Annotated in this window: 17 protein-coding genes; 8 read left to right on the forward strand and 9 right to left on the reverse strand. The window is 68.9% G+C overall.

Annotated features, from left to right (window positions below):
- The first annotated feature begins 65 nt into the window (after window positions 1-65).
- On the forward strand, window positions 66-536 hold the full coding sequence (locus ACOCEP_RS31705) for a hypothetical protein (RefSeq protein WP_482332797.1): 471 nt from the start codon (window positions 66-68) through the stop codon (window positions 534-536).
- Here the strand turns inward: ACOCEP_RS31705 and ACOCEP_RS31710 are convergent.
- The 3 genes from ACOCEP_RS31710 to ACOCEP_RS31720 all read right to left on the reverse strand — a co-directional run bounded on the left by ACOCEP_RS31710 (window position 454) and on the right by ACOCEP_RS31720 (window position 4,157).
- The gene (locus tag ACOCEP_RS31710) at window positions 454-1,398 is read right to left on the reverse strand and encodes a universal stress protein (RefSeq protein WP_482332798.1); all 945 of its coding nucleotides are present in this window, start codon (window positions 1,396-1,398) and stop codon (window positions 454-456) included. The two genes, ACOCEP_RS31705 and ACOCEP_RS31710, sit on opposite strands and share 83 nt — an antisense overlap.
- Window positions 1,399-1,503: 105 nt before the next feature.
- The gene (locus tag ACOCEP_RS31715) at window positions 1,504-2,598 is read right to left on the reverse strand and encodes a M20 family metallopeptidase (protein WP_482339858.1); all 1,095 of its coding nucleotides are present in this window, start codon (window positions 2,596-2,598) and stop codon (window positions 1,504-1,506) included.
- Window positions 2,599-2,648: 50 nt separating this feature from the next.
- The gene (locus ACOCEP_RS31720) at window positions 2,649-4,157 is read right to left on the reverse strand and encodes an AbgT family transporter (RefSeq protein WP_482339859.1); all 1,509 of its coding nucleotides are present in this window, start codon (window positions 4,155-4,157) and stop codon (window positions 2,649-2,651) included.
- 160 nt (window positions 4,158-4,317) lie between these two features.
- Here ACOCEP_RS31720 and ACOCEP_RS31725 point away from each other — a divergent pair, with 160 nt between their 5' ends.
- Complete coding sequence (locus ACOCEP_RS31725) at window positions 4,318-5,307, forward strand: Lrp/AsnC family transcriptional regulator (RefSeq protein ID WP_482332800.1); 990 nt, start codon at window positions 4,318-4,320, stop codon at window positions 5,305-5,307.
- Here ACOCEP_RS31725 and ACOCEP_RS31730 read toward each other — a convergent pair.
- The 3 genes from ACOCEP_RS31730 to ACOCEP_RS31740 all read right to left on the reverse strand — a co-directional run bounded on the left by ACOCEP_RS31730 (window position 5,288) and on the right by ACOCEP_RS31740 (window position 9,671).
- Entirely contained in the window at window positions 5,288-6,319 is a 1,032-nt protein-coding gene (locus tag ACOCEP_RS31730; protein WP_482332801.1) for a TolB-like translocation protein, read from the reverse strand. The two genes, ACOCEP_RS31725 and ACOCEP_RS31730, sit on opposite strands and share 20 nt — an antisense overlap.
- 17 nt (window positions 6,320-6,336) lie before the next feature.
- A complete protein-coding gene (locus tag ACOCEP_RS31735) occupies window positions 6,337-7,896 on the reverse strand; it encodes a discoidin domain-containing protein (protein ID WP_482332802.1) in 1,560 nt (519 codons plus the stop codon).
- 206 nt (window positions 7,897-8,102) lie between these two features.
- Window positions 8,103-9,671 (reverse strand): discoidin domain-containing protein, encoded by a 1,569-nt coding sequence (locus ACOCEP_RS31740; protein ID WP_482332805.1) that lies wholly within the window; start codon window positions 9,669-9,671, stop codon window positions 8,103-8,105.
- Window positions 9,672-9,846: 175 nt separating this feature from the next.
- On the opposite strand from ACOCEP_RS31740, the gene ACOCEP_RS31745 reads away from it, so the two are divergent.
- From ACOCEP_RS31745 to ACOCEP_RS31765, 5 genes are all read left to right on the forward strand, one after another.
- Window positions 9,847-11,370: a PucR family transcriptional regulator gene (locus tag ACOCEP_RS31745; protein WP_482332806.1), complete on the forward strand. Its 1,524-nt coding sequence runs from the start codon at window positions 9,847-9,849 to the stop codon at window positions 11,368-11,370.
- A gap of 109 nt (window positions 11,371-11,479) precedes the next feature.
- A complete protein-coding gene (locus tag ACOCEP_RS31750) occupies window positions 11,480-12,742 on the forward strand; it encodes an NAD(P)/FAD-dependent oxidoreductase (RefSeq protein ID WP_482332808.1) in 1,263 nt (420 codons plus the stop codon).
- Complete coding sequence (locus ACOCEP_RS31755) at window positions 12,742-12,912, forward strand: hypothetical protein (protein ID WP_192744224.1); 171 nt, start codon at window positions 12,742-12,744, stop codon at window positions 12,910-12,912. Before ACOCEP_RS31750 ends, ACOCEP_RS31755 begins: the two co-directional genes overlap by 1 nt.
- Window positions 12,913-13,002: 90 nt before the next feature.
- Window positions 13,003-13,446, forward strand: a complete 444-nt coding sequence (locus tag ACOCEP_RS31760) for a GreA/GreB family elongation factor (protein ID WP_482332811.1) — start codon at window positions 13,003-13,005, stop codon at window positions 13,444-13,446.
- A gap of 53 nt (window positions 13,447-13,499) precedes the next feature.
- Window positions 13,500-13,943 (forward strand): DUF6389 family protein, encoded by a 444-nt coding sequence (locus ACOCEP_RS31765; protein ID WP_482332813.1) that lies wholly within the window; start codon window positions 13,500-13,502, stop codon window positions 13,941-13,943.
- 195 nt (window positions 13,944-14,138) lie between these two features.
- Here ACOCEP_RS31765 and ACOCEP_RS31770 read toward each other — a convergent pair whose 3' ends face one another.
- Genes ACOCEP_RS31770 through ACOCEP_RS31780 form a run of 3 tightly spaced genes read right to left on the reverse strand, consistent with a single transcriptional unit; the run spans window position 14,139 to window position 17,705 of the window.
- The gene (locus ACOCEP_RS31770; protein WP_482332814.1) at window positions 14,139-16,307 is read right to left on the reverse strand and encodes a xanthine dehydrogenase family protein molybdopterin-binding subunit; all 2,169 of its coding nucleotides are present in this window, start codon (window positions 16,305-16,307) and stop codon (window positions 14,139-14,141) included.
- A complete protein-coding gene (locus ACOCEP_RS31775) occupies window positions 16,304-17,266 on the reverse strand; it encodes an FAD binding domain-containing protein (protein ID WP_482332816.1) in 963 nt (320 codons plus the stop codon). The genes ACOCEP_RS31770 and ACOCEP_RS31775 overlap by 4 nt, the downstream gene beginning before the upstream one ends.
- Window positions 17,253-17,705: a (2Fe-2S)-binding protein gene (locus ACOCEP_RS31780; RefSeq protein WP_063275439.1), complete on the reverse strand. Its 453-nt coding sequence runs from the start codon at window positions 17,703-17,705 to the stop codon at window positions 17,253-17,255. Before ACOCEP_RS31780 ends, ACOCEP_RS31775 begins: the two co-directional genes overlap by 14 nt.
- A gap of 223 nt (window positions 17,706-17,928) precedes the next feature.
- On the opposite strand from ACOCEP_RS31780, the gene ACOCEP_RS31785 reads away from it, so the two are divergent.
- On the forward strand, window positions 17,929-18,504 hold the full coding sequence (locus tag ACOCEP_RS31785) for a TetR/AcrR family transcriptional regulator (protein WP_482332818.1): 576 nt from the start codon (window positions 17,929-17,931) through the stop codon (window positions 18,502-18,504).
- Window positions 18,505-18,527: the final 23 nt, after the last annotated feature.

Consider the following 18,527-nt stretch of genomic DNA (forward strand, 5'->3'; position numbering starts at 1 on the left):
CGTAAGCATGTGCGTACCATAAGCGCATGGCAGTCATTTCAGCTGCGACGACGCGAGGAGTGGCCATGCTCAAAGGCAAGTGGATTCCCGGCCAGGCGGCGGGCTTCTCCGGAGACGTGCTGGTCAGTGTCACCGCGTTGACGCTCGACCACTTCCGGACCACGCCGGGCGCCTACCGGGCGGGGTACGCGCTCAGCCGCGAGTGGCCCCGGCTGCCCGGCGCGGTCGGTCTGTGGCTGTGGGCCGAGCCGCTGCGTCGACGGCTGGGTTCCGTCTCGGTGTGGCGCGACCGTGACGGCTTGCGAGGTTTCGTCGGGTTGCCGGCACACGTCGCGATCATGCGTGAGTACCGCGAACTGGGTACCACCCGCGCCACCACCTGGCACACCACCGGTGTCGACGCACGACTCATCTGGCAGCGGGCAGGCCTGTGGCTGACGGATTCACCGGGTCTCAGCGGCTACCGGCGTGGCGCTCCTTGTGGTGACGGACCACGGCGACGGGACAGGGCGCGTGGTGGACCATGGCGCGGCTGACCGACCCCAGGAGGGCACGGCGCAGCGGGCCGCGTCCATGGCTGCCGACGACGAGCAGCGCGGCGCCCTCGGCCTGTTCCGCCAGCGCGTGAGCGGGCCGGTCGACGGCGATCACCCGGTGGACGGAAACGTCCGGGTACCGCTCCCGATATCCGGCCAGCGATTCGTCGAGTACCGGCTTTCCCCGCTCCTCGATGAGCTCCCGGTCGTGCTCGGTGGGAGTCACCGCCATCGCTTCGAGCGGAAGATCCGACCAGACGTGCAGAGCCACCAGCGCGCAGTCGTGCCGGTCCGCGAAGTCGTAGGCGAACCCTATGGCTTCCCTGCTGGTTTCGGATCCGTCGACGCCGACCACGACCTTTCGGTCGCCGTCCGGCGGTGGTTCATCACCGGTGCGCACCACCACGATGGGCCGGTGGTGGACGTGCAGGAGCTCGTTGGCCGTCGATCCGACCAGGAGCCTGGGCAGCGCGGTGAGCCCTGACGACCCGATGACCAGCAGATCCGCGTTCTGGCCCGCGCGGGCCAGCTCGTCGGGTGCGCGGCCGGACAACAGCCGAGTCGAAACGGCCAGCTCCGGCCATGCTCGGCGACATTCCTGCGCGATGTCGCCGAGCATGGCCTCGGCGTGTCGCTGCGCCGTTTCCTGACCTGCTTCGAGGAATCCCGGCCGTGGCCACGCCCCGCCGCCCGGAAGCGCTTCGGGCACGGGCGGAAACCCGACGACGTGGGCGACGACCAGTCCGCGGCCTCGGGCAGCGGCTTCGCCCGCGGCCCAGCGCACGGCCTTGCCTGATTCCTCGGAGCCGTCATAACCCGCGACGACGGCTCCCTTGCCCCTTGTGGATTCGGGTGCTGACATGGCTGCTCACGTCCTGGACGAAGGGGGTGGCACCGCGAGGACTACCACGTTCGGCGGCCGTCGAAACCTCGAACCGCACCGAGTTCCCCAAAAGACTTCCGCTCGTCAGGCGAGGGCCGCGATCAGCCCGATCGCCAGTGCCGTCCGTTCCGGGATGTGCCGCACGAGGATGTGTTCGTCGCGCGCGTGGGCGCCACCTCCGACGGCGCCGAGCCCGTCGAGCACCGGACGTCCCAGCGCGGACACGAAGTTACCGTCGCTCGCCCCTCCCACCGCGGTCTCCTCCAGCTGCCAGCCCTCGTCGGCCGCCACCTTCCGCGCGGTCTCGAACAGCGCCCTCGACGGGTCGTTCGGTGTCATCGGCGGACGGTTCCACTCCCCTTCGACCGAGACCCTCACGCGAGGATCGGCCGCTTCCAGACCGGCGAACACCTTGTCGATCCGGTCCATTTCGGACGGTTCGGCGACGCGGACGTCGACGCCGCAGCCGGCGCTGCCCGCGGTGACGTTACGACCGGTGCCGCCGGAGATGGTGCCGACGTTGACCGTGGTCCCGAGTTCGCGGGAGCCCGCGGATGCCAGCTGTCCGACGATCTCGGCGAGGGCGTGGATCGCACTCGCTCCCGCGTACGGGTCCAGGCCGGCATGAGCTTCGACGCCGGTGGCGGTCACGTCGAACAGGCCGACCCCCTTGCGCGCGGTCTTCAGCTTGCCATCCAGCGACGCCTCGAAGACGAGGGTGGCCAGCGCGCCTTCACTGGCCGCTTCGATGTACGGCCTTGAGTGGGGGCTGCCGATCTCCTCGTCGCCGTTGAAGAGGAACTTGACCGACGGATGCGGAAGGCCGAGCTCGCGGAGACCTCGCAGGGCCCAGACCGATTGCACCAGACCGAGTTTCATGTCGAACGCACCAGGCCCGGTGACGCGGCCGTCCTCGTCGGTGTACGGCCAGCCGGCGAGGGTGCCGGTCGGCCAGACCGTGTCGTAGTGGCTCAGGAGCAGCACCGTTCCCGGCGCCGTCCCCGCATAGCTCAGTTCGAGCACGTCGCCGCGGACGGTGTCGGTGTGGCGGGCCTCGGTGTCGGGTGCGCCGAGGCGGTCGAAGACCCAGGCCCGGATCGTGTCGAGGCCGTCGTCCAGCATCGGCTTGTCGTAGCTGTGCGTCTCCAGTTCGACGACGCTCCGCAGATCGTCGAGCATGGCGGGCAGTGCCTGGCGGGACCAATCCGTGTGTGACAAGAGAATCCTTTCTACCGAACGGGTGCGCCGGGGCCGAGCGGGATGCCGAACACCCAGAACACGAAGAACAGCAACGTCCACACCACCAGCAGGGCGAACGACAGCGGGACCGTCATCGAGAACAGCGTTCCGATCCCCGCCGAGCGCCGGTAGCGCTGCAGGAAGCCCAGCGCCATCACGAAGTACGGGCTCATCGGGGTGATCGCGTTCGTGCACGAGTCCGCGATGCGGTACAGCGCCTGCGTGGTCTCCGGCGGGATGTCCAGCAACATCAGCATCGGGACGAATACCGGGCCGATCAGCGCCCATTGGGCGGAGCCGCTGGTGACAATCAGGTTCACCAGGGTCACCACGACGAGGATGCCCAGCATGATGACCGGGCCGGAGACGCCGGCGGATTTGAGCAGGCCGGCGCCGTTGATCGCGGTGATCTCGCCGATACCGGTCCATTTGAAGTAGGCCAGGAACTGGGAGATGGCGAAGAACAGCACCAGGATCGGCGCCATCTCGCGGAATCCGTGTGCCATGAACCCGGGGATGTCGCGGCTGCTGGTCACCGTCCCGGCGACCTTGCCATAAGCCCAGCCCGCGGCCAGGAATCCGAGCGCGAGGAAGATCGAGATGGACGTCAGCAACGGCGACTCGATGATGCTTCCGCCCTTGCCGCGTAAGGGCGACGACGCGGGCAGCACCGCCAGCACCAGCGCGACCACGAAGACGGCCAGCGCGATGAGCGCGGCGAGCAGGCCCCGTCGTTCCTGACGGCTGAGCTGGAGCGAACCGAGGTCGTCCTCCTCCGCGTCGTCGTCGACGGGCATCGCCTCGGCGCGCCGAGCGAGGACCTTCTCGGTCACGAGCGTGATCACGGCGGCCAGCACGACCGACGACGCGAGCGAGAAGAAGTAGTTGGCCAGCGGGGTGACCGTATAAGCCGGATCGATGGTCTGCGCGGCCGCCGTGGTCAGCCCGGACAGGATGGCATCGGTCGGTGTGATCAGCGGGCTGGCGTCGTACCCCGCGGAGATGGACACGAACGCGACCACGATGCCCAGGATCGGGCTCCGCCCCACCGCGCGGAAAGCCAAGGCCCCCAACGGGATCAGCACCACGTAGGCCGCGTCGGACGCGACGTGGGACACCATTCCGGTGAACGCCAGCGCGAAGGTCACCCAGCGCGGCGAGACCTTCGAAACACCGGATCGCAGCACGGCCGCGAGCAGACCGGACCGCTCGGCGACCGCCACGCCGAGCATCACCACGAGGATCGTGCCCAGCGGCGGGAACGACGTGTAGCTCTTGACCGCGTCGGTCACCATCATCCGCACGCCGTCGGCGGACAGCAGGTTCTTCGCCTCGACGGTCTTGCCCGAGGCGGGGTTCACCGCCGACACGTCGGCCGCGCTGAGCCCCCAGCTGGCCAGCGCCAGCACGCCGCTCAGGATGACGAACAGCCAGAACGGATGCGGCAGCTTGTTGCCGAGCCGCTCGACGCCGTCGAGCGCGCGCAGCAGGAAGTTCATCGGACGTGAGGTCGTTCTGGCCTGGCTGGCACTCACCGGCGCGGCTCCTTCCTGATCGGAGCGCCCATTACAAACTCAAGCGACCGAATAGTGCAACCCTGAACTGATTTCCGCACGGATCAGTCACCTGGGAGCGCGGTATGACTGATACATTCAGCCGATGCTGACCGAACCCGACCTCGATCTGATCGCGGCGCTCCAGATCGCCCCGCGAGCCTCGGTCGCCACCCTCGCGGAGGCGCTCGACGTCTCCGCCAGCACGGTGGGACGACGGCTGGTCCGCCTCGAAGAACAGCGGATCCTCCGGGTGATCGGCCAGGTCGAGTGGACGGCGAGGGCACGGGGGAACCCGCGGCACGTCTGGGTCACGACCGAACCGGGCGCGTCGGGCTCGGCGGCGAAGGCCTTGGCACGGTTTCCCGAGGTCCAGCTCGCGGCGGAGACGGCGGGCCGGTCGGACGTCTACCTGGCCGTGCACGTTCCGGACCGGGCCGAGGCGCGCGAACTGCTCGCCGAGCGCATCCCCGGCGTGCCGGGTGTGGCGGGGACCCATTCGGAGCTGGTACTGCGGGCATTGACCAGGGCGGACTCGTGGCGGCTGCACCGGCTGAGCGAAGACCAGCAGAAGATCTTGTCCCGCGAGCAGGTGGTACCGGCCGCGCCGGACGCCGACGAAGTGGGCGCGGACGAGCGGCGGCTCATCGCGCTGCTGGCCGGGAACGGGCGGATCACCGCGGCCGAAGCGGGCCGGAGCCTCGGCCTCAGCCAGTCCACCGCCTACCGGCTGATCCAGTCGACGTTGCGACGCGGCCTCGTCCGGCCACGCGTGGAGGTGGAACCCGCGCAGCTCGGCTACGAACTGGAAGCGGTCATCGCGCTGACCATCACCCCGGGCGCCATCCAGGCCGTGGCCGGGGAACTGGCGCGGCATCCGTCGGCGCGATACGTGTCGATCGTCGCCGGCACCGCTTCGGTCATCCACCAGGGCGTGTTCCGGAACGAGGACGAAATGGCCGACTTCCTCACCAGGGATCTCGCCCCCTTGCCCGGGATCACCGCGTTGCAGGTCTCCGTGGTGTTGCGCATGCTGCGCCGGTACTGGCTGTACCGGGAGGACGGGAGGTTCGCCGTCATCGACGAGCCGTCGTGACCGACGGCGACGACGCCAGGGGGACCAGCAGCCGCGGCGCGCCGGTGCCGTCGGCGGGCACGGACCAGATGTCGCTCTCCTTGCCGTCCGCGCGCGGCAGGCCATAGGCGATCGTGTCGTCGTCGAGCCAGACCACCTGGTCGTCGATGCTGCGCGCCTCCGCGAGCGGGGTCTCGCGCATCGTGGTCAGGTCCAGCACATGTTCCCGCCATGGCCGGACGTCGCCGTCCGCGACGCGTTTCTTGAACGCGAGCTTCGTGCCGTCCGGCGACAACGACGGGCATTCCGCGTTCTCCCGCAGGGTCCGTGCCTTCCACGCCTCGTTGTCGCCTTCCACGAGGTAGGTCCGCCCGCCGGTGGAGACCGTGGCGTAGAACGTCCGCTCGTCGGCGGCGAAGGTGACACCCCAGTAGTTGACGTCCTCGCCCCGGTGGACGGTGTCCCCGATCCGCAGCGGGATGCCCTCGATGTTGCTCGAAAGCTCGTTCCGTTCCCGATCCATGATGGCCGTGCGGGTCGAGAAGGTGCCGGGCGTCGAGTACGAGTCACCGGTGACGAAGGTGGTCCAGCTCCCCATCCGGCCACCGGGCGAGAGTTTCGCGCGGTTGGGGATGCCGGGCACGTCGACGCGCTTGACCTCGCCGAGCGCGGAATCGACGAATTTGGCGACCGCGCCCGGCAGCGGAGTGGGTTCCTTCGCCAGGCACAGTCCGCCGTCCACCGCCGTGTAGAACCGTTCGCACCCGAGCGAACTGACCCGCCGCGGAGCACCGGGTTCGAAAACCGGGACCGACGCGACGTTGCCGTATCCCGGCCCCGGCGCGCCGTTGCGGAACAGCAGCCTCCCCGGCTCCCCCAGCACGACCGGCGCCGAGGAATCCACCGAGACCGCCGCGTCGGCCGTCCGCCGCTCGGGGCTGTTCGCCTTGGCCTGCACGACGTACACCACCGAGGCGGCGGCGAGCGCGGCGACACCCGCCAGCGCCACGACGAACTTCACCGGGAGCTTCACCCTGTCCCCTTTCCTCGTCACCGGCAGGTGTACGGGCCCGCTTTGTCGAGCAGTTCCCCGTTGGTGCCGATGATCTCCCAGGAATAGGTCTTTCCCTTGAGCACCAGCTTCATCACTCCGTGCTTGCCCAGGATCTTCTCGACGCCTTCACGGGCTTTGTAATCGAGATAGAGGCTGTCGCCGCCGATGCCGGCGATGACCGACCGCACGCCCTTGGCCTCGTCGACATGCCCATTGACGTCCAGCGGCTTCGTCCGCTCGTAGTGGTGATCGTGTCCGGCGAACACGACGTCCGCCTTCGCTCTGGCCAGTTCGTTCCACAACGGCGCGATGCTCTTCGCGTCACCGGAATTGCCCGAGTTGAAGCGCGGATGGTGCCAGTACCCGGCGATACAGGACTTCTTCGTTTTCGCCAGATCCTTGCGCAGCCACGCCACCTGCTCGGCGCCGCCGCCGTTGTACACCGGGTCCGAATCGAGCGCGACGAAATGGAACGCGCCGACGTCGAAGCTGTAGTACGGCTTTCCCTTCGGCGTCGCGATCTTCCCGAAGTACTGTTTGTAGCCCGCCAGTTCGTTGTTCCACTCGTGGTTACCCGGCGTGGGTTTGGTGATCTTCTTGAACTTGCCCCAGGTCTTGTCGTAGTAGGTCCGGAACTCCTCGATGGTGCCGTCGACGTATTGGTTGTCGCCGACCGTCAGCACGTACCGGGGGTTGATCTTGCGCACCAGTTCCGCCGTCCGCTGGTGCTCGGACGGCAGCTCGGCCTTGGCGATGTCGCCGGCGAGCGCGATGACGATGCCGTCGGACACCGTCGGACGGGTGGACGCCTTCACCGGCGCGGTCGATCCGGACAGATTCCCCGCCGCGTCCCGCGCCCGCACCGCGTACTGGAAGTCGAAGCCCGACGCCAAGGAAGTGTCGGTGTAGGAAGTCGTCGCCGACCGCCCGATCACGTTGCCGTTGCGCAGGACTTCGTACTCGGTGACCCCCACGTTGTCGGTGGACGCGGTCCAGGCGAGGGTGATGCTCTCCGTCGTGGACGACGCCTGCCGGAGCCCCGTCGGCACCGACGGCGGCTGGATGTCGCCGTCACCGGTCCGGACGCCGTAGACCTCCAGCTCCCACAGGGAGTACCCGTACACGGTCGCCCGTGCCGTACCGAAGATCCGGATGTGCCTGGCGGAGGTGTTCAGCCCGGTGAACTCGTCGATACCGCCGTCGCTGCCCGCCACGGTCTTCACGTCCCGCCAGTTCTGGCCGTCGTCGGAGGCTTGGACCTGGTAGTCCTTCGCGTGAGCCGATTCCCAGAAGACCTTGATCCGGCTGATGTCCGCCGGACCGCCGAGGTCGACCGCGATCCACTGTGGATCGCCCTCCAGGCTCGCCCAGCGCGTCGTCGAATCGCCGTCGACGGCGAGCGCACCACTGAAACCCTCACTCTCCACAGTGGAGGTCGTGGTCCGCTTGTTCACCGACAGCAGCGATTCCGCCGTGGCGTTGGAAGCCGTCACGGGCTGAGCGAGCAGGACGATCGCCGCGATCGCGGCGGTGCCCGGCTTCACCAATCGATTCACCTGTACTCCTGGATGGGGATTCACGTTGTCATGTCTTGACCGTCGGCTACCGATGACCGGGTCGGCTGAGGGGTGAGTGGTGTTTCGTGTCGCGAAAGCCACTTCCGAGACATCGCACGTCTCGAAAGTGGCTTTCGCGACACGCCAGAATTTCCTCACCTCTCAAGAGAACCCGAAACGCCACTCACGGCATCGGACCACGGCTGTCAGCGGCAGGTGTACGGGCCCGCCTTGTCGAGCACGTTCCCGTTGGTGTCGTGGATTTCCCAGGAGTAGGACTTCCCGTTCAGCATCAGCTTCATCACCCCGTGCTTGGCGAGGATCTTCTCCACCCCTTCACGCGCCTTGTAGTCCGTGTAGAGGTAGTCGCCACCGATACCGGCGATGACCGACCGCACGCCGTTGGCCTCGTCGATGTGGCCGTTGACGTCCAGCGGCTTCGTCCGCTCGTAGTGGTGGTCGTGACCGGTGATCACCATGTCCGCCTTCGCCCTGGCCATCTCGTTCCACAGCGGAGCCATCTGCTTCTTGTCCCCGGAGTTCCCCGAGTTGAAGCGCGGGTGGTGCCAGTACCCGATCACGCAGGACTTCGTGTTCTTCGCCAGGTCGTTGCGCAGCCAGGTCACCTGGTCGGAACCACCACCGGTGTAGATCGGGTTCGAGTCCATCGCGACGAAGTGGAAGTCACCGATGTCGTAGCTGTAGTACGGCAGGCCCTGCGGATACGCGATCGCGCCGAAGTACTCCTTGTAGCCCCGGAGCTGGTCGTCCCATTCGTGGTTGCCCGTCGTGGGTTTGGTGATGCTCTTGAACTTGCCCCACGTCTTGTCGTAGTGGGAGCGGTACTCGGAGATGGTGCCCTTGTGGTACTGGTTGTCGCCCACCGTCAGCACGTACTTCGGGTTGATCCGGGCGACCTGGTTCGCGGTCCCCTGGTGCGTGGAGAACAGCTCCGGGTTGGCGATGTCACCCGCGAGCGCGAGCGTGACCGGGCCGGTGCCGCCTGGTTGGGTCGCGGCCCTGATCGCCGCGCTCGCCGCGGAGACGTTGCCCGCCGCGTCCCGCGCCCGCACGGAGTAGCCGAACTCCACTCCGGACGCCAGGCCGCTGTCGGTGTAGGTGGTCGTCGCCGTGGTCCCGACGACGTTGCCGTCGCGGAGCACCTCGTACTCGGTGACCCCGACGTTGTCGGTGGACGCGGTCCAGCCGAGGGTGACGCTGTCCGTCGTGGTGGCGGTCGCGGTGAGCCCCGTGGGCGCCGTCGGCGCCTGCGTGTCCCCGCCGCCGACGCGGTCACCGTAGATCTCCAGCTCCCACAACGAGTAACCGTAGGTCGTGCCGCGAGCCGTTCCGTGGACGCGGATGTGGCGCGCGGTCGCGTTGAGGCCGGGGTGCTCGTCGATACCGCCGTCGCCCCCGACGACGGACTTGATGTCGGTCCAGGTCCTGCCGTCGGCCGAGCCCTGGATCTTGTAGGTCTTGGCGTAGGCGGCTTCCCAGTTCAGTTTGACCTTGGTGACGGTCGACGTACCGCCGAGGTCGACGGCGATCCACTGCGGATCGACCATCTCCTCGCTCGCCCACCGGGTCGTGGTGTTGCCGTCGACGGCGTTGGCGCCGCCGAACTCGGCGCCTTCGACCGACGAGGTGGTGGTCGGTTTGCCCGCGGACAGCAGTGATTCCGCCTGCGCGGCGGTACCCGACGAGATCAAGGTCTGCCCCAGCAGGGCCAGCGTCGCCACCGCGACACCGGCCAGGGGTGTTCTCCGTTTCATGCGAACTCCTCGACGTTGCGGAGTCGGCGAGTACCGGCGGTGGGCGGCGTCGGGTCAGCCGGAGTCGCTTTAGTTAAGTAAGTTTCCTAACGATCACAGTGTAAAAGGTTCCTAAACTCACAGTCAACGGGTGAACGCGTCGTGTCCGGCACCATTTGATGGCAGGGTCGCGGCCATGGTGACGCTGGATCGGCTCGTGAACGTCCTCGGTGGATACGGGGTGCGGCTGTGGTGCTGCCCGGTGTCGCGCGAGGTGGCCTTGCGCGATGTGGTGATGCACGACGCCGCGGACCCCCGCGACCTGCGGGGAGACGTCTTCCTCGCGGTCGGCGCGGACTCGGTCGCGACGGCTGTCGACCTGGCCGTCGCGGCACACGCCTCGGTCGTCCTGGTCCGCGGGTCGGCGCCGGACGAGCGCGCCGGGACCGGCGGCGTCGCCGTGCTGCTGGTGGACCCGGACGTGTCCTGGGGCCAGCTCGCCGGCGTGGTCTACGGGCTCGTCCTGGAAGGCCGCGAGACCGAGTCGGGCCGCGGTCCGACCGACCTGTTCGCGCTGGCCGACAGCCTGGCGGACGCGCTCGGCAGCGCGGTGACCATCGAGGACCGGCTCTCCCGGGTCCTGGCCTACTCCAGCCGCCAGCATCTGGCCGATCGGGCGCGGCTGGAGACGATCCTCGGCAGGCGCGTCCCGGAACCGGTCCGCGAACTGTTCGAACAGCGGGGCGTCTTCGCCCATCTCGCCGAATCCGACGAGCCGCTGTTCGTCGAAGCTGATCCCGAACACGGGCTGACCGGGCGCATGGTCGTCGCCGTTCGCGCGGGCCGCGAGCTGCTCGGCTCGATCTGGGTGGAATGCGACCGGCCGCTGACCGACGCCCGGCGTGCGGTCCTGCGGGACAGTTCACGCACCGTCGGCCTGCATCTCCTGCGCTCACGGGCGAGCGCCGACCTGGAGCGGCAGGTCGAATCCGATCTCGTGATCCGACTGGTGGAAGGAACGCCGGACGCGGCCGCCGTGCTCAGCAGGCTCGGCCTGCCGCCCGGCCGGTTCCGGGTGATCGCGCTCCAGGCCCATATCGGGGATGAGCGCCATGCCGCGCTCCTGCTCGCGTTCGAGCGGGCGACGACTGGCTTCGGCTGGTCACGGCCGGGTCGCAGCACGCTGTTCAGCAACACCGTCTACACGGTCTTGCCCGGGGACGACGTCGAGGCGGCCCGGGCTTGGGTGAGGTCGATCCGCGAGGCGCTGCCCCGGCAGGTGACGATGCTGGCCGGGATCGGCGCGGGCGCGACTTCGGCGGAGCTGCCGGCCAGCAGGCTGGAAGCCGACGAATGTCTCGCGTTGCACGCCGTGCGGCAAAGCACGAAACCCGCGATCGCCTACGACGAAGCCTGGGACGACATCCTCGTGCAGCGGCTGCGGGCCGCCGCGGCGTCCGGCCGGGCACCGGCCCGCGGTCCGATCACCGAGTTGCGGCGGCACGACAGCGCGCACGCCACCAGCTACGTCGCGACGCTGCGCGCCTGGCTCGAGGCGCAAGGGGATCTCGCCGAGGCCGCCGAGCGGCTGGAAGTGCATCCCAACACGATCCGCTACCGGCTCCGGAAGATGGCGGAAGTGACCGAACTCCGTCTCGACCAGCCCGCGAAACGGCTGGCGATGATCATCGAGCTGGCCGTGTCCGAACCGGCCCCTTGACCGTTCCGGCCAAACCAGCCCGCCCGGATTGTCGGAACCGGACAAACTCCGCCGTCCGGATCCGAGCCATCCTGACCGCGTCAGCACCACTCGTGCAGCGGAGGAATTCATGGGCGAGCTCGACCGGATCGACGGCGGCCCGCGTTCGGCGATCGTGATCGGAGCCGGCGTGGTCGGCCTGTCGACCGCGTGGTTCCTGCAAGAACGCGGTGTCGGAGTCACCGTGCTCGATCGCGAAGGCATCGCGGCGGGTGCGTCGTGGGGTAATGCCGGCTGGCTCTCCCCCGGGCTCGCGATCCCGCTCAACGAGCCCGCCGTCCTGCGCTACGGACTGCGAACCCTGCTGGACCGGCAGGCCCCGCTGCACGTTCCGCCGTCTCCCGATCCGCGGCTGTGGTCGTTCCTCGCCAGGTTCGCCGCGAACTGCACCGGACGCTCGTGGACCCGCGCCGTCGAGGCGAATTCGCCGCTCAACGACGAGTGTCTGGAAGCCTTCGACGTCCTCACCGCGAACGGGGTGGACGCGCCGACCGTCGAAGCGCCGATCACGGCCGCGTTCGAGACCGCCGACCAGGCCGCGGCGCTGATCACCGAACTGCGGCGCATCGGTGAGACCGGGCAGGACATCTCCTGGACACGGCTCACTGCGGCCGACCTCTCCGAGCGATTTCCCCAGGCCACGGCCCGGCTCGGCGCCGCGGTCCGGATCGACGGACAGCGCTACGTGGACCCGGGCCGGTTCGTCGAGTCGCTGGCCCGGGCGGTGGTCGGCCGGGGCGGCACGATCCGCCACAAGTTCGAGGTCGCTTCGCTGCGCGCGTACCGCCACGCCCTGAGCGTGCGGTCGACGACGGGCCAGACGGTGAACGCCAACGCCGTCGTGCTGGCGACCGGGGCCTGGCTGGGTGACCTGGGCCGGAAGTGGGGAGTCAAGGTCCCCGTCCGCGCCGGACGCGGTTACTCCTTCACCGTGCCGACCGACCGTCCGGTGCCGGGCCCGCTGTACCTGCCGGACATCCGCGTGGCGTGCACGCCGTACCGGGGCGGTCTCCGCGTGGCCGGGACGATGGAGTTCCGGAAACCGGACGCGCCACTGGATCCGGCCCGGATCGCCTCGATCATCGCGTCGGCGCGGCCCTTCCTCACCGGCCTTGACTGGGAGCGGCGGACCGACGAATGGGTCGGCTCCCGTCCGGTCACCACCGACGGGCGGCACGTGATCGGCGCGACGAGCACCCCTGGGCTCTACGTGGCGGGCGGGCACGGGATGTGGGGACTGACCCACGGCCCGATCACCGGACGGCTCCTGGCCGAGCACATCACCACCGGCAAACAGCCGGAGGCCCTGCGTCCCTTCGACCCCCTTCGCTGATGGCCCCGGACAACGGAACCCCAGCCGACGAACAGTCCGAAGTGGACCGGCTCCGTGCCGAGAACGCGCTGCTGCGCGCGGAGAAGGACCTGCTGCTGAAGGCCGCGATCGGATTCGCCACCGACGCGGGCGCCTTCCAGCGGCGGTCTCGTGAACCCGAGACCCGCTGACCGAAGCGGGACTCATCGAAGGTCTGTGGGGGCTGGGTCCTTTCCGCGCCCGGCCCCCACAGACGTACCCACCGAAAGGCGATCATCACCATGTCAGGCCCTTGGCTGACCCCGGAAGCGCACGCGCGCTTGGTGCGGGAACTCGCGACGCTGCGGCGCCCCGGCGGCGACGACCGGTACGACGACGAATTCGCGCACACCGCCCATCGGCAGGCACGGATCCGGCAGATCGAGGACATGCTGCGCACCGCCGTCGTCGGACAGGATCCGCCCGACGACGGGATCGCCGAGCCGGGCATGGTGCTCACCATCCGGTACGACGACGGCGACACCGAGACCTTCCTGCTGGGCACGCGCGACGAGGCCGGCCACGGCGAACTCGAGGTCTGCTCCCCCGACTCCCCGCTCGGCCGCGCCCTGCACGGCGCGCAACCCGGCGACCGGCGGGAGTATCGCGTGCCGAGCGGCGGAGCTGTGCACGTCACGCTTCTCGACGCGAAGCCTTACGGGCGGCATCGGGAGACCGCTCACTGACCGTGGCCTTGCTCCAGGAAGGGGCGCACCAACCCACCGCTAAATTGTCCGGTGTGGACCAAGACGACTACCGCGGCAGGCTTCGCCGCGTCCTCGACGCTCACTCCGCGGATGTCGCCGCGCGGCTGAAGGCCGTCGTCGGGGCGATCGGTGACACCGTCGAGAGCGTGCAGGTCGAGGTCTTCCCCGACCAGGACGGTGAGGGCACCTTCGACATCTGGGCCCGGTTCGAGGGCCCCGATTCCTACGTCCTCAACAAACCGATCGACGAGCACCGTCATCTGTTCGGCGTCGTCCACGAGGAAACGGGCTGGGATCCCGGCGTTCCTCCGCTCCCGCGAGGGCTGTCGGCGGATCTCACCGTCGACACGGTCGTCGACTGGCTCGATTCGGTCTGGAGCCGGACGTTCGACCGGCCGCCGCCGGTTCCGGTGGAGGTGTCCTCCCCCGACGGCTACGGCTCGGCCGCCCAGATCCCGCGGACACGCCCGATGTGACCGCGCACGAGCCACATCGGGCGCACTCGCCTAGGCCGTGTCCTGTAAGTCTTGTTCGCGGTCTTCGCGCCCAGGCGGTCCCTGACGGCACGGGCGGATGCGGCCGAGTACGACCCGGTACGAGGCCGATCCGCCCCGCACCGCCAGGAACCACCTGGATCACGAAGCCCATCGAACAGACTTACAGGACACGGCCTAGTCCAAAAGATCCTCGATCAGGATCGGGATGTGCCGCACCCGGATGCCGGTGGCGTTGTGGACGGCGTTCGCGACCGCCGCCGCCATCCCGACGGTGCCGATCTCGCCGAGCCCCTTCGCGCCGACCGAGTTGTGCAACGTGTCCGGGTACTCGACGAAGTGGACGTCGACCTCGGGGATGTCCGCATTGACCGGGATCAGATAGCTCGCGAAGTCCCCGTTGGCGAGCCGCCCGTTCTCCTCGATCTCCAGCCCCTCGTGCAGGGCGGCCGAGACACCCCAGATCATGCCGCCGACGATCTGGCTTCGCGCCGCCGTCGGGTTGATGATCCGGCCGGCGTCGAACACCCCGAGCATGCGGGACACCCGGATCTCACGCGTCCACTTGTGCACGCGGACTTCGCAGAACTGCGCGCCGAACGAGCTGAACGAATGTTTCGTCAGCTCCTCGCCCGGCGCCGAGGAACCGGTCACGGACAACGACGGCCGGTCCAGAACCCGCAGCAACTCGCCGAAGGTCATCATCCGTTCCCCGGCCTGCACGCGACCGTCCGCGTACGCGACCTCCATTCCTTCGAACGGTGCGCCCGGAGCCGACGCCAGGGCCAGCAGCTCGTCGATCGCCTTGGCGGCGGCGACCATGATGGCCGTCCCGGCGCTCGCGGTCGCCGTGGAACCACCGGACATGCCTCCGGACGGCAGGCGCGAGTCACCGAGCCGCGGCTTGACCCGGTCCGGCGAGATGTCGAGCGACTCCCCGCCGACCAGGGAAAGCACGGTCAGCAGACCGGTTCCCGGGTCGGCCCCACTCGTCGCGACGGCGGCCGTGTCGTCGGGCAGCAGGGTGATCTCGACCGTGGCCGGGAACCGCAGCGCGGGGAACATGGCGGTGGCCGTGCCCATGCCGACGAGCCAGTCGCCGTCGGTCCGTCCGTCGGGTGAGCGATCCGCCCAGCCGAACCGTTCCGCGCCGACCCGGAAGCATTCGTCGAGGTGCTTGCTCGACCACTGCAGGTCCTTGCCGGGCGGAGCGGTCGAATTGTTCCGCTGCCGCAGGTCGATCGGATCCATGCGCAGCTTGATCGCGAGTTCGTCGATCGCGCTTTCCAACGCGAAGGAGCCGGGTGCCTCGCCCGGCGCCCGCATGAACGTCGTCGGCGGGATGTTGAGCGGCACCATCTTCTGGCTGATGGCCAGGTTGCGGGTGGCGTACCACTCGCGCGAAGTGCCGTGCGAGGTCGGCTCGACGAACGACCGGTCCATGGGCGTACTGCACCACGAGTCGTGCTGGAGCGCGTTGAGCGTGCCGTCGTGTTCCGCGCCGAGGGAGATCTTCTGCACCGTCGCGGCACGGCCCGCGGTCGCGGTGAAGACCTGTTCCCGGCTGAGCACGGCCTTCACCGGCCTGCCCAGGGCCCTCGCCGCGGCCGCGGCCAGGAACGCCGGGGTGGACGTGTGCCCCTTGCCGCCGAACGCACCGCCGACGAACGGGTTCACCGCGTGCACTTCGGAGGGCTCCACGCCCAGCGCCATCGCCAGCTCCGCCGCCTGCAGGTCGGAGCCCTGGTTGCCGCTGTGGATCGTGAGACCGTCGGAACCCCAGACCGCGACCGCGGAATGCGGTTCCATCGCGGCGTGGTTCTGCGTCGCGGTGGTGTACGTGGCATCGACGACCACCGGACTTTCCGCGAGCGCGTCTTCGATCGACTCGACGCCGTCGGCGAGGATCGCGAGGGACGATGGGCCGCCCCTCCCGTCAGGCGCGTCTTCGGCCGAGGCGAGGCCGTCCTGCAGCGAAGTCAGGGCAGGCCGGTTCTGATAGGTGACCTCCACCAGCATCGCCGCGTCGCGTGCCTCCTCGTACGTCTCGGCGACCACGAAGCCGATCGGCTGGCCGTAGTAGGTGACTTCCTTGTCCTGCAAAGGAACCCAGGTCTCGCCCATGATCGGCGTGGCGGGCGTGTGCAACTCCAGCGGATCGAACGGCGTGTACACACCGACCACGCCAGGGGCGGCCTTCGCCGCCGTGACGTCCATCGTGTCGATCTCGCCGTGGGCGATCGTGCTCAGTACGACATACCCGTGGACCAGTCCGGGAAAGGTGTGGTCCGCCCCGTATTCGGCCCGGCCGGTGACCTTCAGCGGCCCGTCCACCCTGCTGGTCATGAGCGGTTCCCTTCGGTCAGTTCGAGCAGCGCGCGGACGATGGTCCGCCGCAGCAACGAAGGTTTGAACGCGTTCGCCGCCAGTGGGCGCGCGCCCTCGGCGGCCACCGACGCCGCCTCTTCGAAAGCGGCGACGGTCGCGGGCGCACCCCGCAAGGCCTCCTCGACGGCGGGCAGCCGCCACGGCACGGTCGCCACACCGCCGGCCGCGACCCGGGCATCGACGATGCGCGAGTCCTCGACCCGGAGCGCGACCGCCGTGGAACACAGCGCGAATTCGTAGGACTGCCTGTCGCGAACCTTGACGTAAGTGGAATTCGACGCCCAGTCCAGCCGAGGGACCACCACCTCGGCGATCAGTTCGCCGGGCCGCAGATCGGTCTCGACCTCGGGAGTGTCGCCGGGCTGCCGATAGAACGAGGCCAGCTCGACAGTGCGGGTCCCGCTCTCGCTGACCAGCCGGAGCCGCGCGTCGAGGGCGACCAGGGCGACGGCGACGTCGCTGGCGTGGGTCGCCACGCACGAATCGCTCGTACCCAGCACGGCGTGCATCCGGTTGGCACCCGAGATCGCCGGGCACCCGCTGCCGGGATCCCGGCGGTTGCACGGCATCGCGACATCCCGGAAGTACGAGCAGCGCGTGCGCTGCATGAGGTTTCCGCCGATGCTGGCCATGTTCCGGATCTGCTGGGAGGCGCTCAGCAGCAGCGCCCGGGAGATCGCCGGGTACACGCCGGCGTGGCCGGCGATGTCGCCCATCCGCTCCAGCGCACCGAAGCGGAGCCCGTCGGTGGTGTCGATGCCACGCAGCGGTACCGCGTTGATGTCCAGAACCTGCCGCGGTGTCAGGACGTTCAGCTTCATCAGGTCGACGAGCGTGGTGCCGCCCGCCAGGAAGGTTCCCGGCGAAGCGACCGCGTCTTCGACGGTCTCGGGTGTCAGCAGCTCAAAGGGACGCATCGGCCCTCCTCGCCTGCTCGACCGCCGCGACGATGTTCGGGTACGCCGCGCACCGGCAGAGGTTGCCGGACATGAACTCGCGGACGTCCTCGACGTCCTGCTCGACGGCGGCGACCGCCGACATGATCTGCCCGGAGGTGCAGAACCCGCACTGGAGGGCGTCCTGGTCGACGAACGCCTGCTGAACCGGATGCAGACCGTCCTCAGTGGACAGTGCTTCGACCGTGGTCACCGGCTGTTTCACGGTGGCGGCCAAGGTGAGACACGACAGCACCGGCCGTCCGCCGACGTGCACCGTGCAGGCGCCGCACTGCCCCCTGTCGCAGCCCTTCTTCGGCCCCGTGACGGCGAGCCGCTCCCGCAGCGTGTCCAGCAGGGTCACCCCGGGATCGACACTCAGGTGTTCCGTCCTGCCATTGACTTCGAGTGAGATGTCCACTGAAACTCTTTCCGCAGATCGCCCTGGCCACGGCCAGGACGGCGTAGGTTGAGGTGGTGGGAGTCCGTTCGTGAATCGAAACGGATATTCATCCGCTTCGATTTCAAGTTAGCGGATAACGATCCACCCGGCAAGGACGATGCCCACTCCTGGAGCCGCTCCAGGTTTCCCGGCCCCCTCGGCTACATTCAGCTGAGAACGGGATCGGCGGACAGGAGGGCAGATGACGACGGGCTCGGTCAATCCCCGGCGTGCGGACACCCGGCGCAACCACGAGCGCATCCTCGCCACCGCCGCGAAGTCACTGGCGTGCTCCGGTGAAGTCTCGTTCAACGCCATCGCGAAGCAGGCCGAGGTCGGCGTCGGCACGGTGTACCGGCACTTCCCCACGCCGGAAGCCCTCATCCTCGCGGTGTACCGGCGCGAGGTGCGCCAGCTCGTCGAGATCGTGCCCACCCTGCTCGAGAAGTACCCGCCGGAACAGGCTTTCCGAGTCTGGACGACCGACCACCTGGCGCACTACATGATGACCAAACGCGGCCTGGCCGACGCGTTGCGCGCCGCGGGAGCGTCACGTGGAGAACTGCCGGCAGGGGCCTATCAGGATATGGTCCGTGCGGTCTCCACCTTGCTGCGGGCCAACGTCGACGCGGGCACCGTCCGCGCGGACCTGGCACCCGAGACCATCCTGCGCGGACTCGGCGGCCTGTTGTATCTCGACCCGAAAGGCGAATGGCGTCGTGACGTCGCGAGCCTTCTCGACCTCCTCTGGCGCGGGATGGGCACCGGCCGAGCCTGATCGTCCACAGTGGACGCTGTGAG

It is taken from the genome of Amycolatopsis sp. CA-211722 (genome assembly GCF_056828465.1).